This window comes from Ruegeria sp. CDSC054 (assembly GCF_059610645.1).
In genome coordinates this window covers 1-19,032 of sequence record NZ_JBXWOA010000027.1, presented here as the reverse complement: position 1 = coordinate 19,032, position 19,032 = coordinate 1, and the positions used below count along the sequence as shown (strand labels likewise).

The window sequence follows — 19,032 nt, the reverse complement described above, 5'->3', positions numbered from 1 at the left end:
GGCGGCGTGGGATGACATGCAAAACGCCATTAGCAAGGCGGCAAGTAAGCTCACCTGATCGTCATCAATCGATAAGACAGTTGGGGTGAAGCTCGCCTGCGATCTGGCTGGTCCTTAAAACTTAGAAAACAAGTTGGATGACTGATACACCGCAGATCGCTGCGCGTTTTTCATACCCAATCCGCACAGCATTGTTGCCCGCTGCAGGTGGTTCCTTAAACAGTCGCATCAAAATCCAACGGGCTTAGTACCAGTCAATACCTGCGTCCAGTTTGGTAGATAAGAAAGGAAAACACTATGAGCTGGGATGATATCCAAGATCAGTGGGAAACCCTAAAAGGACGAGTTCAGGCCAAATGGACTGAGCTAACGCATGACGAAATTGATCAAATCGCGGGAAAACGAGAAAAATTGGTCGAGATTATTCACCAAAAATATGGCAGGTCCAGAGGCGATGTCGAAAAGGAAGTGGACGAGTTTCTGTCATCAGAATAGCTAGGGTCAGGATTCATAACCAATAGATGACGGTTGCTCTGTTGGCAGAGACCTAAAACGGCTGGCCGTAAGAAAATCGGACACTGACCTATGCGAAGCAAAAGTCCGCATTATCCGGCATCTTACCAGTTCATGCAGCGAGCAGCGAAGGGCATTGTTCCCCATCCGACCACTCGGGTTAAGTGCGGTGATTTCTACTGAAGAGCACAATTTTCCGAATGCTGCATTATGTATTAAAAGCTTTGAAACTCGGAAAGCGGCAATCGCAACCGAGCCTTTTATCAATCTGTGATTTCCGCAAGACCCTCAAAGGCCATGCGACGGTATTGCCAAGTTGTTGACCTGAGCATGTGAGGTATTGGCAAAGGCAGGATCAAGCGGTCATTTCCGCTGTGTAATCGCCCCAGAGGTTGAATGCGTCGGAGCGAGCGTGGCGGTATGAGTTTGCGGTGAGTTGATATCGGCGGGGGCGGAAGATCAGGTTGATTTGGTCATGCGCAGACAGAAATCTCTGAGGCTGTAGGTGAGACTTGAACTTGCCGAATAGCTTTTCTCTTTTGCGAGTCGACCGGTGCGAGACTTCGATCGCGTTGTTGAGACCTTTGTGGGCACGATGGTCAGCGTTCAGTGCCAGTATTTTGATCGCCTTGATATAGCTGCGCAATTTGTCGGTGATGACGACCCTGGGTTCGCCAAATTTGGCAACCAAGCCTTTGAAGAAGCGCTTTGCAGCTTTGGCGTTTCGGCGGGTTTGAACAAGAATATCGAGAACGTCTCCATTGGCGTCAATCGCACGCCACAGCCAGTGTTTCTTGCCACGGATCAGGATTACAACTTCGTCCATGTGCCATTTGTCGTTCGGCCGTGGGCGATCCCGCCTGATGCAATCTGCAAAGTGTCGACCAAAGCGATTGACCCATAGCCGAACTGCTTCCCGGCTGATGATCACGCCACGCGCAGCCAACAGATCCTCAACATCAGCTGTGCTCAACGCAAAGCGATGGTAAGCCCAAACCGCGTAAGCAATGATCTCACGAGGAAAGCGGAAACCCTTCAGGCGTGGCATAATCTTAGGGATGTTCATTCGCGCGACATAGCTGGATCACTCAGCCTGAACAACTTGGCAATACCGGTTGTTCAAATACTTGGACCTGACCGTTTGGATTTTGGTTGTGCAGCCAAACCGATTAAGGATTTTGTTCACTTCTCGAATGCCCGCCGCATTAGCTCCACTTTTGTCGATAACGATCTTTTTTGGAATTCCATTAGAAGACAGCGCTTTGGCAAAGAAACTAGCTGCTGCTGGACGGTTCCTCCGCTCAGACAGCATGAAATCAAGGGTATTTCCAGCTTTGTCGACGGCCCGATAAAGGTACATCCATTTGCCGCGAACACGAACGTATGTCTCGTCCATGCGCCAGGAACTCAGCGTTGGTCGCTTCTTCGATCGCGCGTTCACGGCGATCATCGGTGAATACTTAACAACCCACCTATTGAGAGTGGCGTGGTCCACCTGCACGCCTCGTTCAGCCATGATTTCTTCCAAATCCCGATACGACACTGTGTACCGCAGATAGAAAAACACAGCGTACAAAACTGCGTCTTTGGGGAAGTGACAGCCTTTCAAGGAGATCATGCTTAAACCTGTTCGAAAACTATTCGGCGGGAACAAACGCCAGATCCGGCGTGCCCGTCAATCGGACATCAAAGTTTGCGACACATCCGCAAAACCTCCCCAGCGAGCTTCAGCGTTGCTTTCGTTTGACCGAGATAATGCATCCGGAATGCTTCGGGTGCCGTGCTGGTACATCACGAGCCATCGCATCCACATTTCCAAGGTGTCGTAGTGCCCCGCTGTTCAGCAACACGCCGCGCCCGGCATCATACCGACGTTGCCCAAATCCGCTGGCAACGCATTCCCAGTCTTCCTTGGCTGCCGCGTTGCGGAACCTCGGCAGGTCGTGCGGGTCATGCCGTCCGGGTGTTGCTGCGACGTGATCGTGTTTCTTCGCATTGCTTTGGTGGGTTAAATGGTGGGACACTTGTGTTGTGCCAGGTTGTTGGACAGTACCGGTTGTCGGCCTCGGCTTGGGACGCATGATCGTCACGACGCCTTGTGGTTTCGGATGCCCTGGGACGGCCACGTGAGTTGCCGTAGGTTTTGGTGTCAACTGTGGAACCTGGCCAGGAACCGCCGTGGGAACCTGATTGGGTGTTGCAGTCGGGACGAGCGGTGGCACAGCAGTTTGACCGGTGGGCTGAGGCGGGACCTGACCAGGAACTGCGACTGGTATTTGGTTTGGTGTCGCGGTGGGCACAAGTGGCGGCACCGCTGTTGGGCCGGTAGGTTGAGGCGGAACCTGGCCAGGGATAGCTATCGGAACTTGATTGGGAGTTGCAGTCGGAACTTGCGGCGGCACCGCGGTAGGCCCGGTAGCCAATGGCGGAACCTGATTTGGAACGGCTGTCGGAACCCGGTTTGGAGTCGCATTTGGAGTCAAAGGCGGAGCTAGGGTCGGCGCTACTACCGGCGTGGGAACCTGACCGGGAACCGCTATTGGTGTCGCGATAGGAACCTGACCGGGAATTGCGTTCGGAACCGCGCCCGGCGCAAGGACTGGAACAGTAACGGATGTGGGCGTTTGCTGCGTTCCCTTAGGCGGCAACTGATTTGCTACCGGCTGAGTTGGGCCGGTAATTTGATTCCCTGTCCCTTGCCCACCGGCCTGCCCGCATCCTTGGCTTGACTGGTGAGGATTCCCCACGCCACGGCACCACCCGTAGTGATTTCCGCCGGCAACGACCTGTGTAGCGGCCAGTTCTGCAATCAAACAAGCTGTCGTAAGTAACGCAATTCTGTTCAGTTTCATAACATCCTCACCAACTTGTTGTCAGAGCAAGATATGCGCCAGGATCGCCAGAGTCAGTCAAAGGGCCGTCTCTCAAGGGAACACCTACGTATCCTGATAGGAATAGGTTTTGCTTAAACTCAATGTCCAAACCCAGACCTGTCGATGCCAGTGTAGCACTTCTCACTTCGAAACTGGCGGGATCATTATTCGAGATGTAACCAACGTCGAAAAAAGCGAAGGGCGTCAATCGATGAACGTTCTGCGAGCTTGGGAAATAGGAATGAGATACTTCGAAGATTGCTGAGATCCCTGAATCACCATCCACTTCGTCAAAGCGGTATCCACGCAACGCATAACGATCACCAAGGAAGTACTCTTCGACAGAGGGTAACCGGTCTGTTGTGTATTGACCCCAGATCTCTGTCCGCCAAGCTGTGTTGGGCGATAAGCCCGGTAGGGGGCTTTCATATCCGATGCCGCCCCTCAAATGCCAGAACGAAGAGTCCCCGTCATCAAAGCTTGCGTCTGTCGTGTCGTTGTCGCCAAAGGACAGAGTTAACCCTGCTTCAAGCGCTTGCCCCTTTGGGTAATTCTGGCCGTAAAGGTAAGTAAGGCCAACGACACTGGCGTCACTCGATAGTGGAACGCCTCCGCTGACTGAATCCGCTTCTGAAAGACGGTAGTCCAGCAGCAGGTATCCATATCGGGCGACATCGCGGATAACGGGGTAACCCAATGCGACGGTGAAGTTTTCCCCGTCGATATCAGTTCTTGCGAAATCGCCAGAGATATCACGCTTGGCGTTTACATTCCCGTAGAAGATCTCACCGTACAAACCATTACTGTTAAGAGGCGTGCGATAGGTAAGAGCGCCCCATAAAGAGTGCTCATCGTCTTTGTCCCAATTGTAATTGCCTGATCCCTCAAATCGCAGCAAATCCCCGACGGTCAGCGTTGAATAAAACTCTTGCACGACATAGAAGCTGAGCGCTTCTCCAAGCTCACGCGGAGGGTTGTCGAGTGTCGCACTGCCGGCTTGTTGGCGCAGAGGCTCTCCCAATACTCTCAGCCTGGCACCTGCCTGATCCGGATAATCAAGTTCGGTCGACAACTCCAAGTCAGGTATGTCCTCGGCTAACATAACCGCCCGCTCAAATCGTTGGAGAGTTATTGGATATGCGGTAGTGAGAGGGCGAAATATCTTTTCTAAGCTTTGGAACGTACGAGTATCTACGCCTTCAATTTCGATGGTTTGAATACGCCCTTCATCAACAACAATGCTCTGCCCATCGAGACCGGGCCAAGCCTCAGCCAAGAAATAACCGTCTTCTCGGTAGATCTGAGTGATCGTTGATGCGACCTCCACCGCTGTAATGCGCCCTGACCGATTGAAGGCCAACTGACCAGCGAAAGTTAAAAGCTCATCTGCGTCATACACCGTTACGCCGCTGACTGAGTGCTGTGATGCAATGTCCCAGCTTTGAGCAATGCTGGTATTTGGAACTGATACAGTGGCCACAAGAGTGCAAATGATCGCAAATACAACCGAGCTGAATACGCGCATTTTTGACAACCTTTAGGAGACCGAGCATGTTGAAGCCCAATCTTATTATGACGTTCGTATGTGTGAACCTAACGCTATTCGAATATATTGATGGGTGATGTTTTTAAGAAACACAGTAAACAGAGCGCAGTTTTACTTAGTACGACGCTCATACGACGGTGCTCAGTCAACTAACCCCGGTTTCCAACCAGTTAGAGCAGAGAGAACTAGTATGAAAGTCCTCACAACTCCGGTTGCTCAAAAACATAAAGCCGCGATTTCTTAGCATCGTCTGTCAGGATATAAAGAAGCCCCTTGGTTTCATCGAGAGCGATCCCTTCAGGATGTTTAACTTCCTTTTGATTGCCATCTTCTGTGAACGTCAAACTTATGGACTTTACTGACTTGGATTCTGGATTGTAGACGAAGATCTGACGACCTTTGTCACTCACAATCCAAAGAGAACGTGAGGACGGGGACCAAGCCAAGCCGCTCAAATCCAGTTCATCATCATCCGCACGCTCGGAGATAAAGCCTGCTTCACTCGCTAAAGGAATGATCTCGACAATTTCGTCTAGCTCTGGTGATACGACCAATAACAACCTTGGTTGTCCCTCAATGCCAACGAAGACCCTCCCGGATTTCGGGTCAACGGCGATACCTTCGGGTCCCTTGTTCAATGGGTTGCCGACAAGCAACTCAGCGGCGGCCGGGTAACCTGTAAGAGTTGTGAGAGGTATTGTTGTCAATTGAATAGGGTCGGTTGGGTGCACGACTAGAATTGATCGATCAGTTTCCTGAAGCACCAAAACAGACCCATCATTGCGCGACGCGACGCCCTCCAAATCTGATCCTGCCAATGCTGGCAACTTGAAAGAGTTTCCTAGTACCCCGTCGATCCCAAGTAGGTGCAGTTTAGGTTCGGCATCACTTACAGACCACAAGAAGCCTTCAGCGTTAGACATTGCCAAACCGGAAGGCTCGGAAAATCCCTCTGATTTGTCTGCCACCTTGAATTTATCGACCAGAACCAAACCAGCACTTTCGGCGTAGGCAAAATCGGTCCAAGGCAAGAAGGCTGCCGCAACCAAGCTGGCCGTAAAAGCGAATCGTCTAAGTTTACAGAAACACCGTGAAATTGCAGGTTTTGACGGAAACACTTTGTTTTCTGCCATTCAATTTTCTCGCGTGTGGAACACATCCCTTTATCGCGTTCTTATCACAGTTCGACTGCGATGTCGTAAGAATGCTCTTTGAACTCTTTACCTGATCCCGTCTGTTGCGATTGAATTGAATGGGGCACGATATGCCTGCGGTGAAGCGTAAGCCTTTGGCGTGAGCAAGAAGGAAGACAAGTTGAATACGACTCTCACATTCGTGACCGTGTTGTTGATGCTGCTGTTGCCAGGTGCTGCGGTGTCACAAGTCGACCCTGCGACGATGCTGGCCGGGGCTTCGGGGTCGGAAATTGTAGTCGAACGCCGATGGACGCAATTTCGTGGCAAACAGGAACTGTATTTCTTTACTCTCGATGTGATCGTCACAATCATTCTGGCTGGCTTGATCGTCTATCATCCGGTGAGACGTAAAGCCCGTAGAAGCGTCCGCGACATAGTTATGCCAAGGCTCTTCTTCCTTTATGCGCTTATCGGCATGGCGGTTGGATTCTTGGTAGTTCAGCACGGGTCAATGATTGGTTTCGTTATCTTTGGCATCGGTGCGTTGCTTAGGTTCCGCTCCAATCTGGATGATCCGGTCGATACAGTCGAAATGATAATCGTGACTGTTCTTGGTCTTGCGGTCGGTTTGGGCTTGCCACTGATGGCCACACTGGTGGCGATTGTATGTTGGTGTTTCATTTGGCTCGGCGGAAGAAACAAGGGCGTGGAAATTTCGCTCAAAGCTTCAGACGAAGAAAACTCATTGAACGTCAGCGGAGACATTGAAGCCATGGCAGCAGACGCTGGCTGGAAACTGGTCAGAAAACACCACGTTCCGGGCAAATCTCGCGTTTCTTTGCTTTTCATCACCTCGGGTGGACTGTCGGAAGCCCGGATCGAAGAGATGATAAACGATCTGGTTCCTGAAAAAGTTGAGCTGAAACTCAACCTCTAGTCATTTCACAAGGTCTAATCGTTTCAACACCGCATTCGGGGATCTGATCTCTTTCGGGAGCGACTTGAAATTTACCGACCTTTCGAAATCGGGCCCTCGATATACTGCTATCCCAAACTCTCCGTTCGGCTGGAACGTAACATGAGTGAAGCTGTGAGGCGATCTGGCGCTATCGCCAATAAGCCGCCGCGGGCCACCGCCCAAACATGCCTGAGAAACATAAGCCACACCGTCTTTCCAACCCGGGTAGAACGCATGATGGTGGCCCGACAGATGCAGAACGACACCGCTTTCCAGATAGATTTTCTCAAGTGTTGGGTCACCGATGATTTCGCGTTCGCGCTGGATCGCGAAGGGCCAAAGCGGAAGATGACTGAAAGTGACAATCGGGTCTCCATTTGCACCCAGTTCCTTTAGCCGGTCCTGCTGGTCGCTGGATAGCGGCCCCAAGGTCGTAGCGTCCAAAGACGCAAACGTTACGCCCTGCATCTCAAAAGCGTAGAAGAACGGGTAGTCATCCGAAACCAGGAAGTCGACGTCTGGTTTTCTCGGCGCCCATTCCTCTGCGTATATTTTTCTTTCACGCTCGAACCCACGGTAGGCGGAGGCATCATGGTTCCCAGGCGTGACCGCAAATGGAATGCCGGCAGCCTCTAAAGGATCTGATACGGCCTCGTGAAACGCCTTCCACATCTCCCTGACCTGTTTGTCGGATAAGTTGGGAATGCGCTGTCCCGCAACCATATCTCCGGTCGAAATAACCAAATCGGGATCAATCTCGACTATCCGCTCAATCGCCTTGTCCACGCGGGCATCGTATTTCACCGAACCGTAGCTTCCGTTCAGATCCGATATGACGATGACATCCAATGCCGCCGCTTTGCTGGCGAGCAGAGTTGTCCAAATGATCACCGCAACAAGGGCAGAACGCTTACGGGTCATTACAGTCCACCGCCTCTACCTCGGTGTCGTTTCTCAAAAAGAATGCGACAGGGTTCAAGTCGAACATCAAATCACCACTAGAACAATTGTTCTTTAGGATGGACGTTGCCAACGCGGTGTTCTTCACCACTTGTGCAATCTGACTGTCAGACAGCCCAAGGCTTTGCGATAGCCAGTCATAAACCGGGCCTTGGGTTTGAAGGTCACTATTCAATGCAACCAAGCGCCGGTACGTGCTTGGAGAGAAGTGCCGCATTTTCTCTAGCATTTGAGTGGATTTTGCGAAGTTGGCATACTCGACCCGCCCACCAGCATCATTGTCGTTTAGATTGCTGCGACGGATCAATAGTGCCTCGGCGGGAATATCTCCATCGTTTGGCTCATGGTGCTTGGCTTTCTTGTGCTTCAGCTTTCCGTCTTCGACCCAATACCAATAGGGTGTGAAGTCTATGTTTCCTACGCGGTCCTGCTGGCTAAAGATGAAATCGAGGAGAACAATCTCGGTAAGTTCTTGCATCCAAAATGCCATCTGTTGGTCGCTGACATCGGGACCGAGATCCTTGTTGATCATCCGGTCTTTTCGGCCTTCTCCGACGCCCTCTGCGATTGCCCCTGACAATGGTTTTGAAGAACGTAAAGCCAAGAAAGCTGGGGTTTCCTGAAAATCACGGTTTTGTCCTTTCCCCCAACCAGATTTGCGGGTGCCGTTGATTTCCGAGCCGTATCGATGCCCAGGACTGTCAAGCAGTACACCGTATATTTGTGTTCGATCTGCGGTGAATAGATCATCGGCCGGTTGGTATGTGTTCGGGTCGGCATCCGCAGCTGCGAATACCCGCCAGCCTTCGTGGTTCATGCGCCCGCCATGAGAGCCACCAGAAATCGCAAGGCCAGGCTCTGCGACCTCGGAAAAATGCGCCTGGGCGTCCATGCTACGCCAAACGGCGACTGGAACTTTGACAGTCGCGTCGAAATATCTGGAGAAATGATAGTAAAGCAGCGATGAGGTGGAAAACGTTCCACTGGTGCCCTTTTGGTTCATGGTGGACTTGAATTTAGCCACCCTGTCCTTGGCCAGATCTTTTGCCGCTTTCCCCTCTTTGCAAGCGTTTCTCTCGAATTCAGAACGGTTCCCCGTGTAGGGTCCTTCCGAAATATCGTAGACGGCCATTCCTGGGCTGGTGCTCCAGGATTTTGGGCAAATAGCAATTTCGGAGGCATAGAAATCGATCTCGCAATAGGCTGTTTCTTCCTCAAGATCGCTGTTCTTATACTCGCCCGTTGGAACTTTTTTGATCCGAATACAGCGTTCAGCAACGCCGTAGGGACTATCAAATGTAGTGGCTTCACCGAGAACATCGTCGTTCGCCCACAAGACAGTGGGTGCAATGAAAGCAAGTGACCCCAGAAGATTGAACTTCATTTGGATAGTCCTCCCAATATCATTTTGGGCAAATCGCTGCCTGTTGATCGGTGGAGATCTTCAATTTTGGGTCGACACTGAAGTTGGCGAATTTTGAGTCAATCCACTGGTCGCACCCGCCTGAACATGGGGCCCCGTTTCGGGCATCATTCCAATATTCCTTGGCCCTTTCTTCCGTCCAACCACAAAACTGAACGAGCGCCATTGCCGACAATGCCCCGGAGGAATGAACGCCCCACATGCAGTGCACCAGAACAGGGCCCTTTCCAGGGTTTTCAATCACGTCGTGTATGGATGCCATGACAGCGCTGGGTCGGGAGGATCTGGCGCCTTGATAGTCAAAGGTTCCGTTTCCGCAACTGGTGCGACCGTATTCAGTGTTTTTTCCAAAGTCGGCATAAAACCCGGTTGAAAACCCTTCATCACACAGAGTTTCGCGTTGTCCTTCACTCAGGCCCGTTCGGTCTTTGTCGCCACCTTTGAAACCAGAGCGATACAATACTCCACTTAAGACTGGGCGAAAGAAAGCGACGCCATCAACACCTCCGTCGCCACCCTTTGAAAGCATTTGACCGTTGCTTGGCCCACCGTTTCGACTGGTCACGTCGGAGTTCGCAGAGGTCGCGGCCAAAACTGCCCACATCAATAATGCAATGAACCGCATGCATGCTCCTTTGTCAGAAAAGTTTGTGAGAAGATTATGCGGAAATGTCAGATAGGCCAAACCAAGTTAATGATCAGGACAACCACAAAGTAGGCTAAAACAACCTTCCAATTCCACTGATGCTTGTTTTCTTCGTTGATCACCCCGGCAGATTTCAAAACGAGGTTTGTGACTATCAAAGCTGTGACAGTCACCACAGCGTGTGCAAGATCGAAGTGCATTTCTCAGCCTCCTTCACTTTAATAAACTAATCCAGACAAAAATCAGCAGTCGGCGGAAGGAAGCATGGTGACATCTGAATACCGACCCTCAGATGTAGTAATGCGCGCGCAAGCGCCTGTATTCCGGTTGAACCAGTACGATGTCAGCCCTTCGCTGCGGATAAGTTCAAAACCAAGATTCTGAATCCCCGTTTCAGCCTGACCGGCGCGCGCACCTTCAAAGGGCGAAAGGTCGCTTGAATTGCCGACGGTTGGCGACACAGTATCCACTGATCCCCCGGTATCGTCACATGCCGCCAAAGCAAGGGCACAAACTGCACCTCCAAGCAGCGATAGATTGGTTCTCATTTCTTCTCTCCCTTTCTGGTCTCCAGCAATCCAAAAATCCAGTGCAACTCACGCATGGACTTACTCGATTCCAAATATGACGTTGTAGTCAACTTGCGCATTTCCCCGGTTAATAACTTCAACGACATGGTCGCCAGATTGCCAAAGCTGTCCTCGATACTCTTTGTCCGCCGACATCAACTTCAGAAGCTCCGAGTCATCAGGGTTGCGAATGACGTAGTCCAACGACCCGTTTCGTGGCGCGACACGCACATACAGAAACTGTTCGTTCTGCGCGCCAAGGACATATTGATGAGAGGCGCCGGGCGCGAGTTGGCCGACGAGTTCGGCACCGGTGGACCCGGCATCGAATTTGACACGTTGGCGACCGGTAGACCCGGCGGCACCGTCCAGGGCTCCACCGCCATCATCCATTGCTTCGACAACCGACATCTCGCCGATGCTTCCATCCTTGTAAGCGATGCAGCGCCAAAGTGTTCCGCCTGCGTCTCGCAGCATGACGAGCGTACCAGCTTCCGAGAACTCTGAGCTTTCAATCGTTCCGGATTGACCGTCTGGTCCACCAACCTGTCGCAAATGGTCGATACACACGTCGTCGGCTTCCGACATTGCAAGAGCAGCTGTGCCCGAAATTGCAATCATGGGTGTGAGGAGTTTGAGTAAACCGAATTTCATCAGATGGTCCCCTGTTGGCTTGTCCTTACAATTTTGTTCCGTACAAAGCGGAACCTCACTTCGCTTCTCGTAACTTTGATAGAAATTCATCGCATGCCTGTGCGCTGCCGACGATCTCGTCTGTTGGTTCAATACCTTGTAGCGATGCCATCTCGGAGTTTACGCGATTGAGGATCTGATCCGCTTGCTCGGCGGTGATCAGGTTCTCGGCTTGTGCTCCTTTCAATGTGGAGCAGACACCGGCGGACAAACCTGTCGCAGCACCGACACCCATTGCGGCTCCGCCACCTAAGGTCATCGCCCCAACCACACCGAGGACCAGCCCGATCACAATACCCAAGATCACTTTTCCCATGTTTTCCTCCCTTTTGGTGAGAAAGAGTTCAGCCTTCACTACTGCCGCAAACTGCGTGCCCATCTGCAAATCAAGACCAGCACTAACAGGTTGAGAACCGGTGCAAGCGCCGCGAACCACGGTTTGACTGGCTCTGAAACCAAGTCCGATACAAGTATCCAAGGCAGTCCCAACGGCAAAAGGAACACCCCGGACAAAGGGTCTCTTTCTTGTCCGAACCAGCCAAATGTACCTGTCAAGAACGCAACCAACGCCAACAGATACAGGATCGCGAATACGATGATGATGGATTTACAAACCAAGTCGAGCCTCAGAAGATCAAGCCAGTGCTGCGCAGCCGATTTCGGCTACGCAGCAGACTGCTCACAATGCGCCTTCGTCGCCCAGGAACTCGATACCAGCTGTCGCGCCATCACTGTAAGCAATACAATTCCAAGGGGCACGATCCTCGCCAACGCCTACAGTGACTTGTGTTCCAGCCTCGCTAAACGCAGATGAGAGCACCACGACTTGCGAATTGTTCGTCGTGTTGGCTACATCTCGCAAACACGCCTGCTGAGCCGGCGTGAGCTCGGCGGACGCGCTTGATGTACTCGTGTCGTCGCAGGCCGCAAGCAGTGCGAAACATATCGCGCCTGCAATCATCACCATCTTGTTAGACATTTTCTTCTCCCTTTGGTTCCCTTGAAATTAGTAAAATTGGATGCGCTTGTTTGAAGCTCTCGCGTCTGTGCAGCCAATAGAACATACCTCGTTCCTGTGACTGTCTTACCCAAAACTTGCCGCGGAGGGCTTGGTCGGCGGAACGATTTTTCGTTGACTACCGAGACCGCCAACAACGCGTGATGGCTGAATGGCGTCACTGCAAAAAGCTAGAGCGAACTCTGGAGGGAGGGCCAGTTCGTTGAGTCTAAGCATCGCGTCCTCCCAACGCTCGATCATTATTAAAGGCCTTCCGACCGCCAGCACTCACTCTAGCAGTCGGAAGGGCCCGATAAATCGGGCGACACCGACAACAACGGAGGTAAAATAAAGTTGAGTCGAATTCGCATGTTTGAATCTTATTTTTCATAAATCAATATTTTTTCCGCGCGTAAAATTCTTTACGCTCTCATGCGATAGGCTTCTACTTTCAAACAAAAAAGTAAGTGGGAGCATCCATAGGGGCGAGTGTGTTCTCCTGAGCTGAGCCTCCCCAACTGAACTGGTCCACCCCTATGTTTAGGAAACGGAGGACCAAGAATGGCAAACAAGCGACCGAAGCCTGAAGAGATTGTCTCGAAGTTACGGCAGGTTGAAGTTCTGATGGGTCAAGGCATGTCCCGTCTTGATGCGATCAGACAGATCGGAGTTGTTGAGCAAACCTATTACCGCTGGCGGAAGAAGTACGGTGAAATGGGTGCTGATCAATTGAAGGAACTGAAACGGCTTCAGGAAGAGAACGAGCGGCTGAGACGCGCAGTTTCAGATCTGACGCTGGACAAACTGATCCTGACGGAAGCCACAAAGGGAAACTTCTGAGCCCCGCTCGTCGTCGTGCCTGCATCGATCATGTCCGCAGCCAGCTCAAAGTATCTGAGCGACGCGCCTGCCGCGTGCTTGGACAACACCGGTCCACGCAACGGCGCGTCCCACAAGGTCGCGCAGACGAAGACCGGCTGGTGGCCGACATGATCGAGCTGACCCGTCAATATGGCCGATATGGCTATCGCAGGATCGCTGCACTGCTGAGAGAGGCTGGCTGGTCTGTCAGCGATGGGCGGATTGAACGGCTTTGGCGGCGAGAGGGGCTGAAAGTGCCAGTGAAACAACCGAAGAAAGGACTGCTCTGGCTGAACGATGGGTCGTGTGTTCGGCTGATGACTACCCATCGATGCGTGATCTGATGGCTCAGATCATCACACCGGGTGCAAGCGACGAAGAACGGCGTCAAACCGCTCGTGATATGCGCGAGATGATTTCACCGAAAAACATGGGCCGGTATCGCGATGTCATTGATTACATAGATATCCGACATTTGTTGCCTTCCGTCGAGGTTCCATGCCTCCTGTGCCATTCGACGGGAGATCGAATGCAACCTGTCAAACAGGGGCAGATATTCGCCAAAGGCCTGCCGAATGCGCGTCTCATTACATATGAAAGCAACAATCATCTGATGACCCGGAATGACCCGGAGTGGCCACGTCTTGAACGCGACGTAACTGCATTTTTGTTCGCTCACAGTTGAATTGCTCGCGTGGCTGTCAAGATTAGGAGCAGCATGGCAGCACCGAATTATCCAGCGTCAGTTTCGGGCTCACTGCCGTCCGATGTCGGTGCTGCGTGATCGAAGGTGAGGGCAGTTTGAAACCCGCCGTTGGCTTTGCGGACTATACCTCTGATACTTATCTGTGTTTGTTTGATGCGCCGACATTCGCGCTTCGGCAGCCAGCGTTCGGGCAACGCGCCGCGAAAGATGAAGGGGAGCCCATACTTCCCCGATGCTGCGTGCCGCACCAGCGGCGGCCATGCCGATCGTGCGGACTTTCGCCGCTAGCGCAAAGTCCCTGCGGGCATGGAAGCAGAAGCGGTTCAGGTGGGCGGTTTCCGGAGCTTGGCCGCGGATACGGCCTATGGCAGCTTTGTGAGTTCTCAAACTTATACTTCAGTGTTAGCATTTTCGAATGTCGGACACTTGCAAAACTACCAGACTGGAACGTCCGATCTCTGGAAACGTGAGCGCGCTTGAAAAATCGTCGACGAGGAGACCCATGATGCGCTTGGCATTCGCACTTTGCATTGCCTTTGCTGTCCCGCTGATGCCCGCCAATGCCAGGGCGCAATCGGCGAGCTTTCAGGAGCGTATAGCCGGTGCCGAGGTTCGATCTGGAGTCTTCGACCTCTACCAAAAAGACGGCGATCTGTTGCTTGCGATACCGCGCGACATGTTCGAACGCAGCCTCATCTGGTACGCCGAAGTTTCCAGATATCCCACCGACGCAGTGGCATTCGGCGGAAACGCCTTGGGGGCCCGCCTGATCCAGTTGGAACGGCGGCCCGATCGGATCATGGTGCGGTCCCTTTCAGGGACCTCGTTCGAAAAGGTTTCGGGCGATCCCTATTACACTGGCGGGCGTGACAAGCTTCGCCCTGTGAACCTCGCTGTGGAACGCGCCAACCTTGGTCCCATCATCGTCGATTTCCCGATCCTCGCGGAAAGCGACACTGGCGCCGTACTTGTGGATTTGCAGGAGGTGTTTGGGGGCGATATCGCCGGTTATTCGGTCGCCGCCCAATTGGCATCTACCGGCCTCGCTCCCGGGTCAAACGACCCCGACCGATCCTACGTTGCTGAAGCATCAGTTTATCCCGACAACCTCTTTGTCCGCTCACAACTGACCTTCGAAGCGACCGATCAGGTCGGGCTGGCACAGCCGATTTCGTTGGAAACGGCGCATTCGATTGCCGTGTTGCCAGAAACCCCGATGGAGCGTCGCCCCTATGACGACCGGGTTGGGTTTTTCTTCACCGAATATCTGGTTTTTGAAAGCGCGTTCGGCGACGTGCAATCACGCGACCGTGCCGCCCTTCGCTTCCGCCTGGAACACGCCGACCCGGATGCACCACGCCCGTCGGACCCGGTTGAACCGATCGTTTTCTATCTATCCCGTGAAATCCCTGATCGTTGGCGTCCCTACATTCGCCAGGCGGTTGAGGACTGGAAGACCGCCTTCGAGGCCGCGGGCTTTACCAATGCAATCATAGCCCGTGACGCGCCAAGCCGGGATGAAGTCCCGGGCTGGTCCCCGGAAGATGTTCGCCACAGTGTCATCCGCTGGGTTGCACAGCCGGTGCAGAACGCGATGGGGCCAAACATCCACGACCCCCGGTCCGGCGAAATTCTCTCCGCCCATATTCTGGTTTGGCCGGACGTCTTGAACCTTTTCAGCCGCTACTACTATTTGCTGATGCACCGGACCGATCCCGCCGCGGCCAAACTGCCGCTGCCGGAGGAATTGCAGGGGCGCATCCTGCGGTACGTCGTGTCACATGAGGTGGGCCATACGCTCGGGTTGCGGCACAACCACCGCGCCTCGACGGCCTGGTCGACGGCACAGCTCAGGGACCCGTTATTCACTGCGGAGAACGGCAGCACGTCCTCCATCATGGCCTATGGGCGGTTCAACTACGTGGCGGAGCCGGATGATGGCGTCACGCAACTCATTCCTATCATTGGCTCCTACGATCGGCACGCCATCCGATGGGGGTATTCCTCCGATGTCGACGCAGAGGAGCTTGATTCCATCGCGGCGGAAGCCGAGGAGCGTCCGGAACTCATTTGGGGAGCAGGCGAACGTGGCGAGGAGTATCTTGCCCAGTTCGATCACCGTGTTCAGACTGAGAACATTGGGGCAGACAGGATCTTGGCAACGCGTGCGGGGATCGCCGCGCTGCACGCGAGCCTTGCGGCGTTGCCCCTGGCAGTAGAGGACGCGCGCAATCCACAAGCCATGCTAGAGGAGACCTACGGAGACGCGCTCAATCGCTATGTCGGTATCGCTGGAAGCGTCGGCAAGCTGATCGGCGGTGTCACACAGACCTCCGGCGACGACCGACCGTTCGCCTATGTAGACCCTGAAGAGCAGAGGAGAGCCGTAGAGTTTCTTACCGGTGAAGCCATCCATGGCCTCAGTGCTTTTGCAGACCCGGACTTGCTCGGACGTTTTCGGCCCGTCGGAGGGTTGATTTCGGTCGAAAACGCAGCGGCGCAGATCATGGACGAAGTCCTGAACCGGAAGAGCGTCAGGATGGTTTACATGCAACGTCGTCTCCTGGGCGACACAGCCATGTCGCTGCAGGAATACGTCTCGCTGGTCACCGAAACACTATTGAGCGATCTGCCGTCAAAGGAACTGGTTTCGCCAGCGCAGAACGGTGCAATAATAGCCTATATCGACATCCTGACCGACCTAACCACCGAGGATGGCAATGCCGAGGATCTTGTCGCACTGGTCGATGCCGAGTACCCGTTGGAGGTTGCCATGGTCGCAGTTGGCGGACTGAAGGGAACCTCCATCGGGGAGATAGCGAGCGCGGAACTCGACCGTGTGAACGCTATGCTGGGTAAGGGTCTTTCCGAACAAGGCGAAGAGGAGCAGTAGCGGTGCTGGCTCGTCGGTCCAGCGCAAGGATTGAAGGCCAAAAAGAACCCATTCTGTTTGACGAAGTCTGATGGCGCACTAGGCTTGGGTCTAAGTTGGCTGACATGGAAATCTGAAAGGACATTTTCAATGCTAAAAACTATCGGCGCGTGCCTTACATTGATGGTTGCAGCCAATGCTGCCCAAGCCTTTGACAGGCAGATAACCAACGCCCTCAAGACCTGTCACGACTACCTGTGGCAAGTTCCCGAGTTCGCAGATCTGCCCAATGCTGCGATTTCGGTGTTCCCCGCTTCGGAAAACGGCGACACCATCGTCGTGAACTGGAATGTCAACTGGGACCAGCCGACAATTCAAGCCGCAGGTAACTGCACGGTCATTGGCGGCAATGTCGAAGGGTTCGAGGATTACACCAAGTGACATCGCAAAATAGACGAGCTCTGGCACCGGCAATCGTCATCTGTCTGAGTGTGCTAGCCGCCTGCGACGCCAGTGAAGACGAGGTGCGGACTGCCGCGACCATCGGGGCCTCGGCTGCGCTTGCAGCCGAGGTCGCTGAGGAAACCAACAAAGCGACCGATTACGATGCCATCGCACAGGAAGCTGTCTCCGATGTGGATACATCCGATTTCGATGCGCTCACGAAATAATCGCGTTGTACATGGGCCGGATGAGTTATGAAATGGTTGGTATGGACTGGGACCTTGTGCTGTCTGGCGCTTGCCGTCGTCGTTCTGGCCGTTCCACAGGTTCGGTTTCTGTTCTTCGGGCTTCCGGAGCAACGGCTGGAAGGTAGCGCAGTTTCCAAAGCCGAAACAGGATCGGCGCCTGTTGCCGAGGCGACCCGAGTTCAAGTGGAACAGGCGTTGCGAGATGCGGGCCTGAGCGAAAAGCCACTTCTGGGCGACATTTCTATCTCCGGTCATCTCGCCCGCCTCGATGACGGTGTGGTCACATCCCAGCAACTGATGGAATATGCCGAGGGGCTTAGGGCGCTCGCTCTTCGAACCGGTGATTTCGGCCGCCAGATTCCATCGACCTTCTGGGACGTGGATACCGACCAGTTGCGCGCAGATGGTTGGGATGCTTATCGCGTTGTCGACGCGCTTGCGTCAGTAGAGGGCGAACCATACCTTGAAGCGCTCGGCGGCGCCTACACCCGGTTTCACGCCTTCAAGCTGGCCGAGATGTCAGGGGGCGGCACTGATGACACGGCGCTCGACACGGCGCTTGACCTGTTCCAGGCAGCAATCAAACTGATTGAGATAGTTCCGCCGGAGCACATGCTGGAGACTTCGGAATACATTCGCGGAAGGGAGCAGGCTGCGCTCTACCTCTGGCAGCAATTGATTGTGGGGTCCTCGCGCCGCAACCCACTCACACATATCAAGCTGTTCAACCACGGATTCACCACGCGGTTCCATGTCGGAACGATCTGGCAATACGAAACCGGGATCGCACTGGACAACTCATCGATCTGGGGCGTTTCCGGCTTCGCACCCGAATTCGTTGGCCCGCCGGAGAACAACAACCAGGTCGAACATATGTCGATCAGCATGACGGTTCAGGGCATCCTGCGAGAGCCGCTTCTGGTCCTTGAGGCCTTCGAGGAGTTCGAGACCCTTTCCGGATCGGCCACCGCAGCCGAGGCAGCTGCCGACGACGCGTTGAATGCTGCGATCCAGCAGGAGTTCATTCCCGGTTTCGAGGACGATCTTCCGTCGGCAGTTGCTGCGCTGCGTGAGCAACTGCATGAGCGCTAATTGATTCAATCGCCAGTAATAACTGCAGCTCGCAAAAAACGGTTTATGAAACCCACCTGTGACCAGCACATTTTGCCGAACAAGGTGCCCTTAGCGGTCGTCCGCTTTGAGTTTTGACTAACGGCCGCACTGCGTCGTTCGCTACACGCGGAGTTATGTTGCACTTGCGTAGCCGTCACAATGCGAGAAGGCCGGCAAAGCTCAGTTAGCCGTCGTCTGGCTGAGTTTGGTGAGCGGCAGGTTTGTCCGCGCTGCCGACATCTGGCCAAGTGTTCGATTTAAACTCTTAGTTCAGCTTCCGACATGCACCGGAAGTGTTTGAGTTCGCCCCAGATGCGTTCGGCAGGGTTCTGTTGCAAAGTTTTGAGCCCGCCGAGCAGTTTCAGCAATTGCTCGGGAGTCAGGCTGCGAGCTCAGCGAACTGCTGAAATGGGCAGAGTCCGGGTGTGAATTGCCCCTTGCGGATCATGTGCGAAACCTCGATGCCTGCTAGCG

The 19,032-nt window shown here is 53.6% G+C and carries 18 protein-coding genes and 3 pseudogenes; 8 read left to right on the top strand and 13 right to left on the bottom strand.

What is annotated here, in order from left to right:
* The first annotated feature begins 297 nt into the window (after window positions 1-297).
* A complete protein-coding gene (locus AC2FGC_RS23720; protein WP_496783621.1) occupies window positions 298-495 on the top strand; it encodes a CsbD family protein in 198 nt (65 codons plus the stop codon).
* A 373-nt stretch (window positions 496-868) separates the two neighbouring features.
* On the opposite strand, the gene AC2FGC_RS23715 is transcribed toward AC2FGC_RS23720, so the two are convergent.
* The 5 genes and pseudogenes from AC2FGC_RS23715 to AC2FGC_RS23695 all read right to left on the bottom strand — a co-directional run bounded on the left by AC2FGC_RS23715 (window position 869) and on the right by AC2FGC_RS23695 (window position 6,065).
* Window positions 869-1,579: an IS6 family transposase gene (locus AC2FGC_RS23715; protein ID WP_496783619.1), complete on the bottom strand. Its 711-nt coding sequence runs from the start codon at window positions 1,577-1,579 to the stop codon at window positions 869-871.
* Window positions 1,580-1,627: 48 nt separating this feature from the next.
* Window positions 1,628-2,131: pseudogene (locus tag AC2FGC_RS23710) on the bottom strand (IS6 family transposase); the annotation flags it as partial.
* Between the two features lie 109 nt (window positions 2,132-2,240).
* Window positions 2,241-2,537 (bottom strand): hypothetical protein, encoded by a 297-nt coding sequence (locus tag AC2FGC_RS23705; protein WP_299902623.1) that lies wholly within the window; start codon window positions 2,535-2,537, stop codon window positions 2,241-2,243.
* Window positions 2,538-3,372: 835 nt separating this feature from the next.
* Complete coding sequence (locus tag AC2FGC_RS23700; RefSeq protein WP_496684684.1) at window positions 3,373-4,911, bottom strand: ShlB/FhaC/HecB family hemolysin secretion/activation protein; 1,539 nt, start codon at window positions 4,909-4,911, stop codon at window positions 3,373-3,375.
* Between the two features lie 221 nt (window positions 4,912-5,132).
* Window positions 5,133-6,065 (bottom strand): SdiA-regulated domain-containing protein, encoded by a 933-nt coding sequence (locus tag AC2FGC_RS23695; protein WP_299902629.1) that lies wholly within the window; start codon window positions 6,063-6,065, stop codon window positions 5,133-5,135.
* Window positions 6,066-6,246: 181 nt separating this feature from the next.
* Between AC2FGC_RS23695 and AC2FGC_RS23690 the strand changes: the two genes are divergently transcribed.
* A complete protein-coding gene (locus AC2FGC_RS23690) occupies window positions 6,247-7,005 on the top strand; it encodes a DUF4956 domain-containing protein (protein WP_496684682.1) in 759 nt (252 codons plus the stop codon).
* Here AC2FGC_RS23690 and AC2FGC_RS23685 read toward each other — a convergent pair whose 3' ends face one another.
* The 7 genes from AC2FGC_RS23685 to AC2FGC_RS23655 all read right to left on the bottom strand — a co-directional run bounded on the left by AC2FGC_RS23685 (window position 7,006) and on the right by AC2FGC_RS23655 (window position 12,296).
* Window positions 7,006-7,947 (bottom strand): metallophosphoesterase family protein, encoded by a 942-nt coding sequence (locus AC2FGC_RS23685; RefSeq protein WP_496684680.1) that lies wholly within the window; start codon window positions 7,945-7,947, stop codon window positions 7,006-7,008. It abuts the gene before it with no gap.
* A complete protein-coding gene (locus AC2FGC_RS23680; RefSeq protein ID WP_496684678.1) occupies window positions 7,937-9,370 on the bottom strand; it encodes a hypothetical protein in 1,434 nt (477 codons plus the stop codon). The genes AC2FGC_RS23685 and AC2FGC_RS23680 overlap by 11 nt, the downstream gene beginning before the upstream one ends.
* A gap of 711 nt (window positions 9,371-10,081) precedes the next feature.
* Complete coding sequence (locus AC2FGC_RS23675) at window positions 10,082-10,255, bottom strand: hypothetical protein (RefSeq protein ID WP_299902641.1); 174 nt, start codon at window positions 10,253-10,255, stop codon at window positions 10,082-10,084.
* A gap of 42 nt (window positions 10,256-10,297) precedes the next feature.
* A complete protein-coding gene (locus tag AC2FGC_RS23670) occupies window positions 10,298-10,603 on the bottom strand; it encodes a hypothetical protein (RefSeq protein ID WP_496684677.1) in 306 nt (101 codons plus the stop codon).
* Window positions 10,604-10,663: 60 nt separating this feature from the next.
* On the bottom strand, window positions 10,664-11,278 hold the full coding sequence (locus AC2FGC_RS23665; RefSeq protein WP_496684675.1) for a hypothetical protein: 615 nt from the start codon (window positions 11,276-11,278) through the stop codon (window positions 10,664-10,666).
* 55 nt (window positions 11,279-11,333) lie between these two features.
* A complete protein-coding gene (locus tag AC2FGC_RS23660; protein ID WP_299902684.1) occupies window positions 11,334-11,795 on the bottom strand; it encodes a hypothetical protein in 462 nt (153 codons plus the stop codon).
* A 201-nt stretch (window positions 11,796-11,996) separates the two neighbouring features.
* Window positions 11,997-12,296 (bottom strand): hypothetical protein, encoded by a 300-nt coding sequence (locus AC2FGC_RS23655; protein ID WP_496684672.1) that lies wholly within the window; start codon window positions 12,294-12,296, stop codon window positions 11,997-11,999.
* A gap of 579 nt (window positions 12,297-12,875) precedes the next feature.
* Here AC2FGC_RS23655 and AC2FGC_RS23650 point away from each other — a divergent pair.
* The 6 genes and pseudogenes from AC2FGC_RS23650 to AC2FGC_RS23625 form a co-directional block, all read left to right on the top strand.
* Window positions 12,876-13,492: pseudogene (locus AC2FGC_RS23650) on the top strand (IS3 family transposase); the annotation flags it as partial.
* A gap of 14 nt (window positions 13,493-13,506) precedes the next feature.
* Window positions 13,507-13,860: an alpha/beta fold hydrolase gene (locus AC2FGC_RS23645; RefSeq protein ID WP_496783617.1), complete on the top strand. Its 354-nt coding sequence runs from the start codon at window positions 13,507-13,509 to the stop codon at window positions 13,858-13,860.
* Between the two features lie 526 nt (window positions 13,861-14,386).
* Window positions 14,387-16,774, top strand: a complete 2,388-nt coding sequence (locus AC2FGC_RS23640; RefSeq protein ID WP_496686175.1) for a zinc-dependent metalloprotease — start codon at window positions 14,387-14,389, stop codon at window positions 16,772-16,774.
* A gap of 129 nt (window positions 16,775-16,903) precedes the next feature.
* Window positions 16,904-17,194, top strand: a complete 291-nt coding sequence (locus AC2FGC_RS23635) for a hypothetical protein (protein WP_170342835.1) — start codon at window positions 16,904-16,906, stop codon at window positions 17,192-17,194.
* Window positions 17,191-17,424 carry a hypothetical protein gene (locus AC2FGC_RS23630; RefSeq protein WP_496686172.1) on the top strand — a complete coding sequence of 78 codons (234 nt, stop codon included), beginning with the start codon at window positions 17,191-17,193 and terminating at the stop codon, window positions 17,422-17,424. Before AC2FGC_RS23635 ends, AC2FGC_RS23630 begins: the two co-directional genes overlap by 4 nt.
* 27 nt (window positions 17,425-17,451) lie before the next feature.
* Entirely contained in the window at window positions 17,452-18,537 is a 1,086-nt protein-coding gene (locus AC2FGC_RS23625) for a hypothetical protein (RefSeq protein WP_496686170.1), read from the top strand.
* Window positions 18,538-18,937: 400 nt separating this feature from the next.
* Here AC2FGC_RS23625 and AC2FGC_RS23620 read toward each other — a convergent pair.
* Window positions 18,938-19,032, bottom strand: a pseudogene (locus tag AC2FGC_RS23620) (IS6 family transposase); the annotation flags it as partial.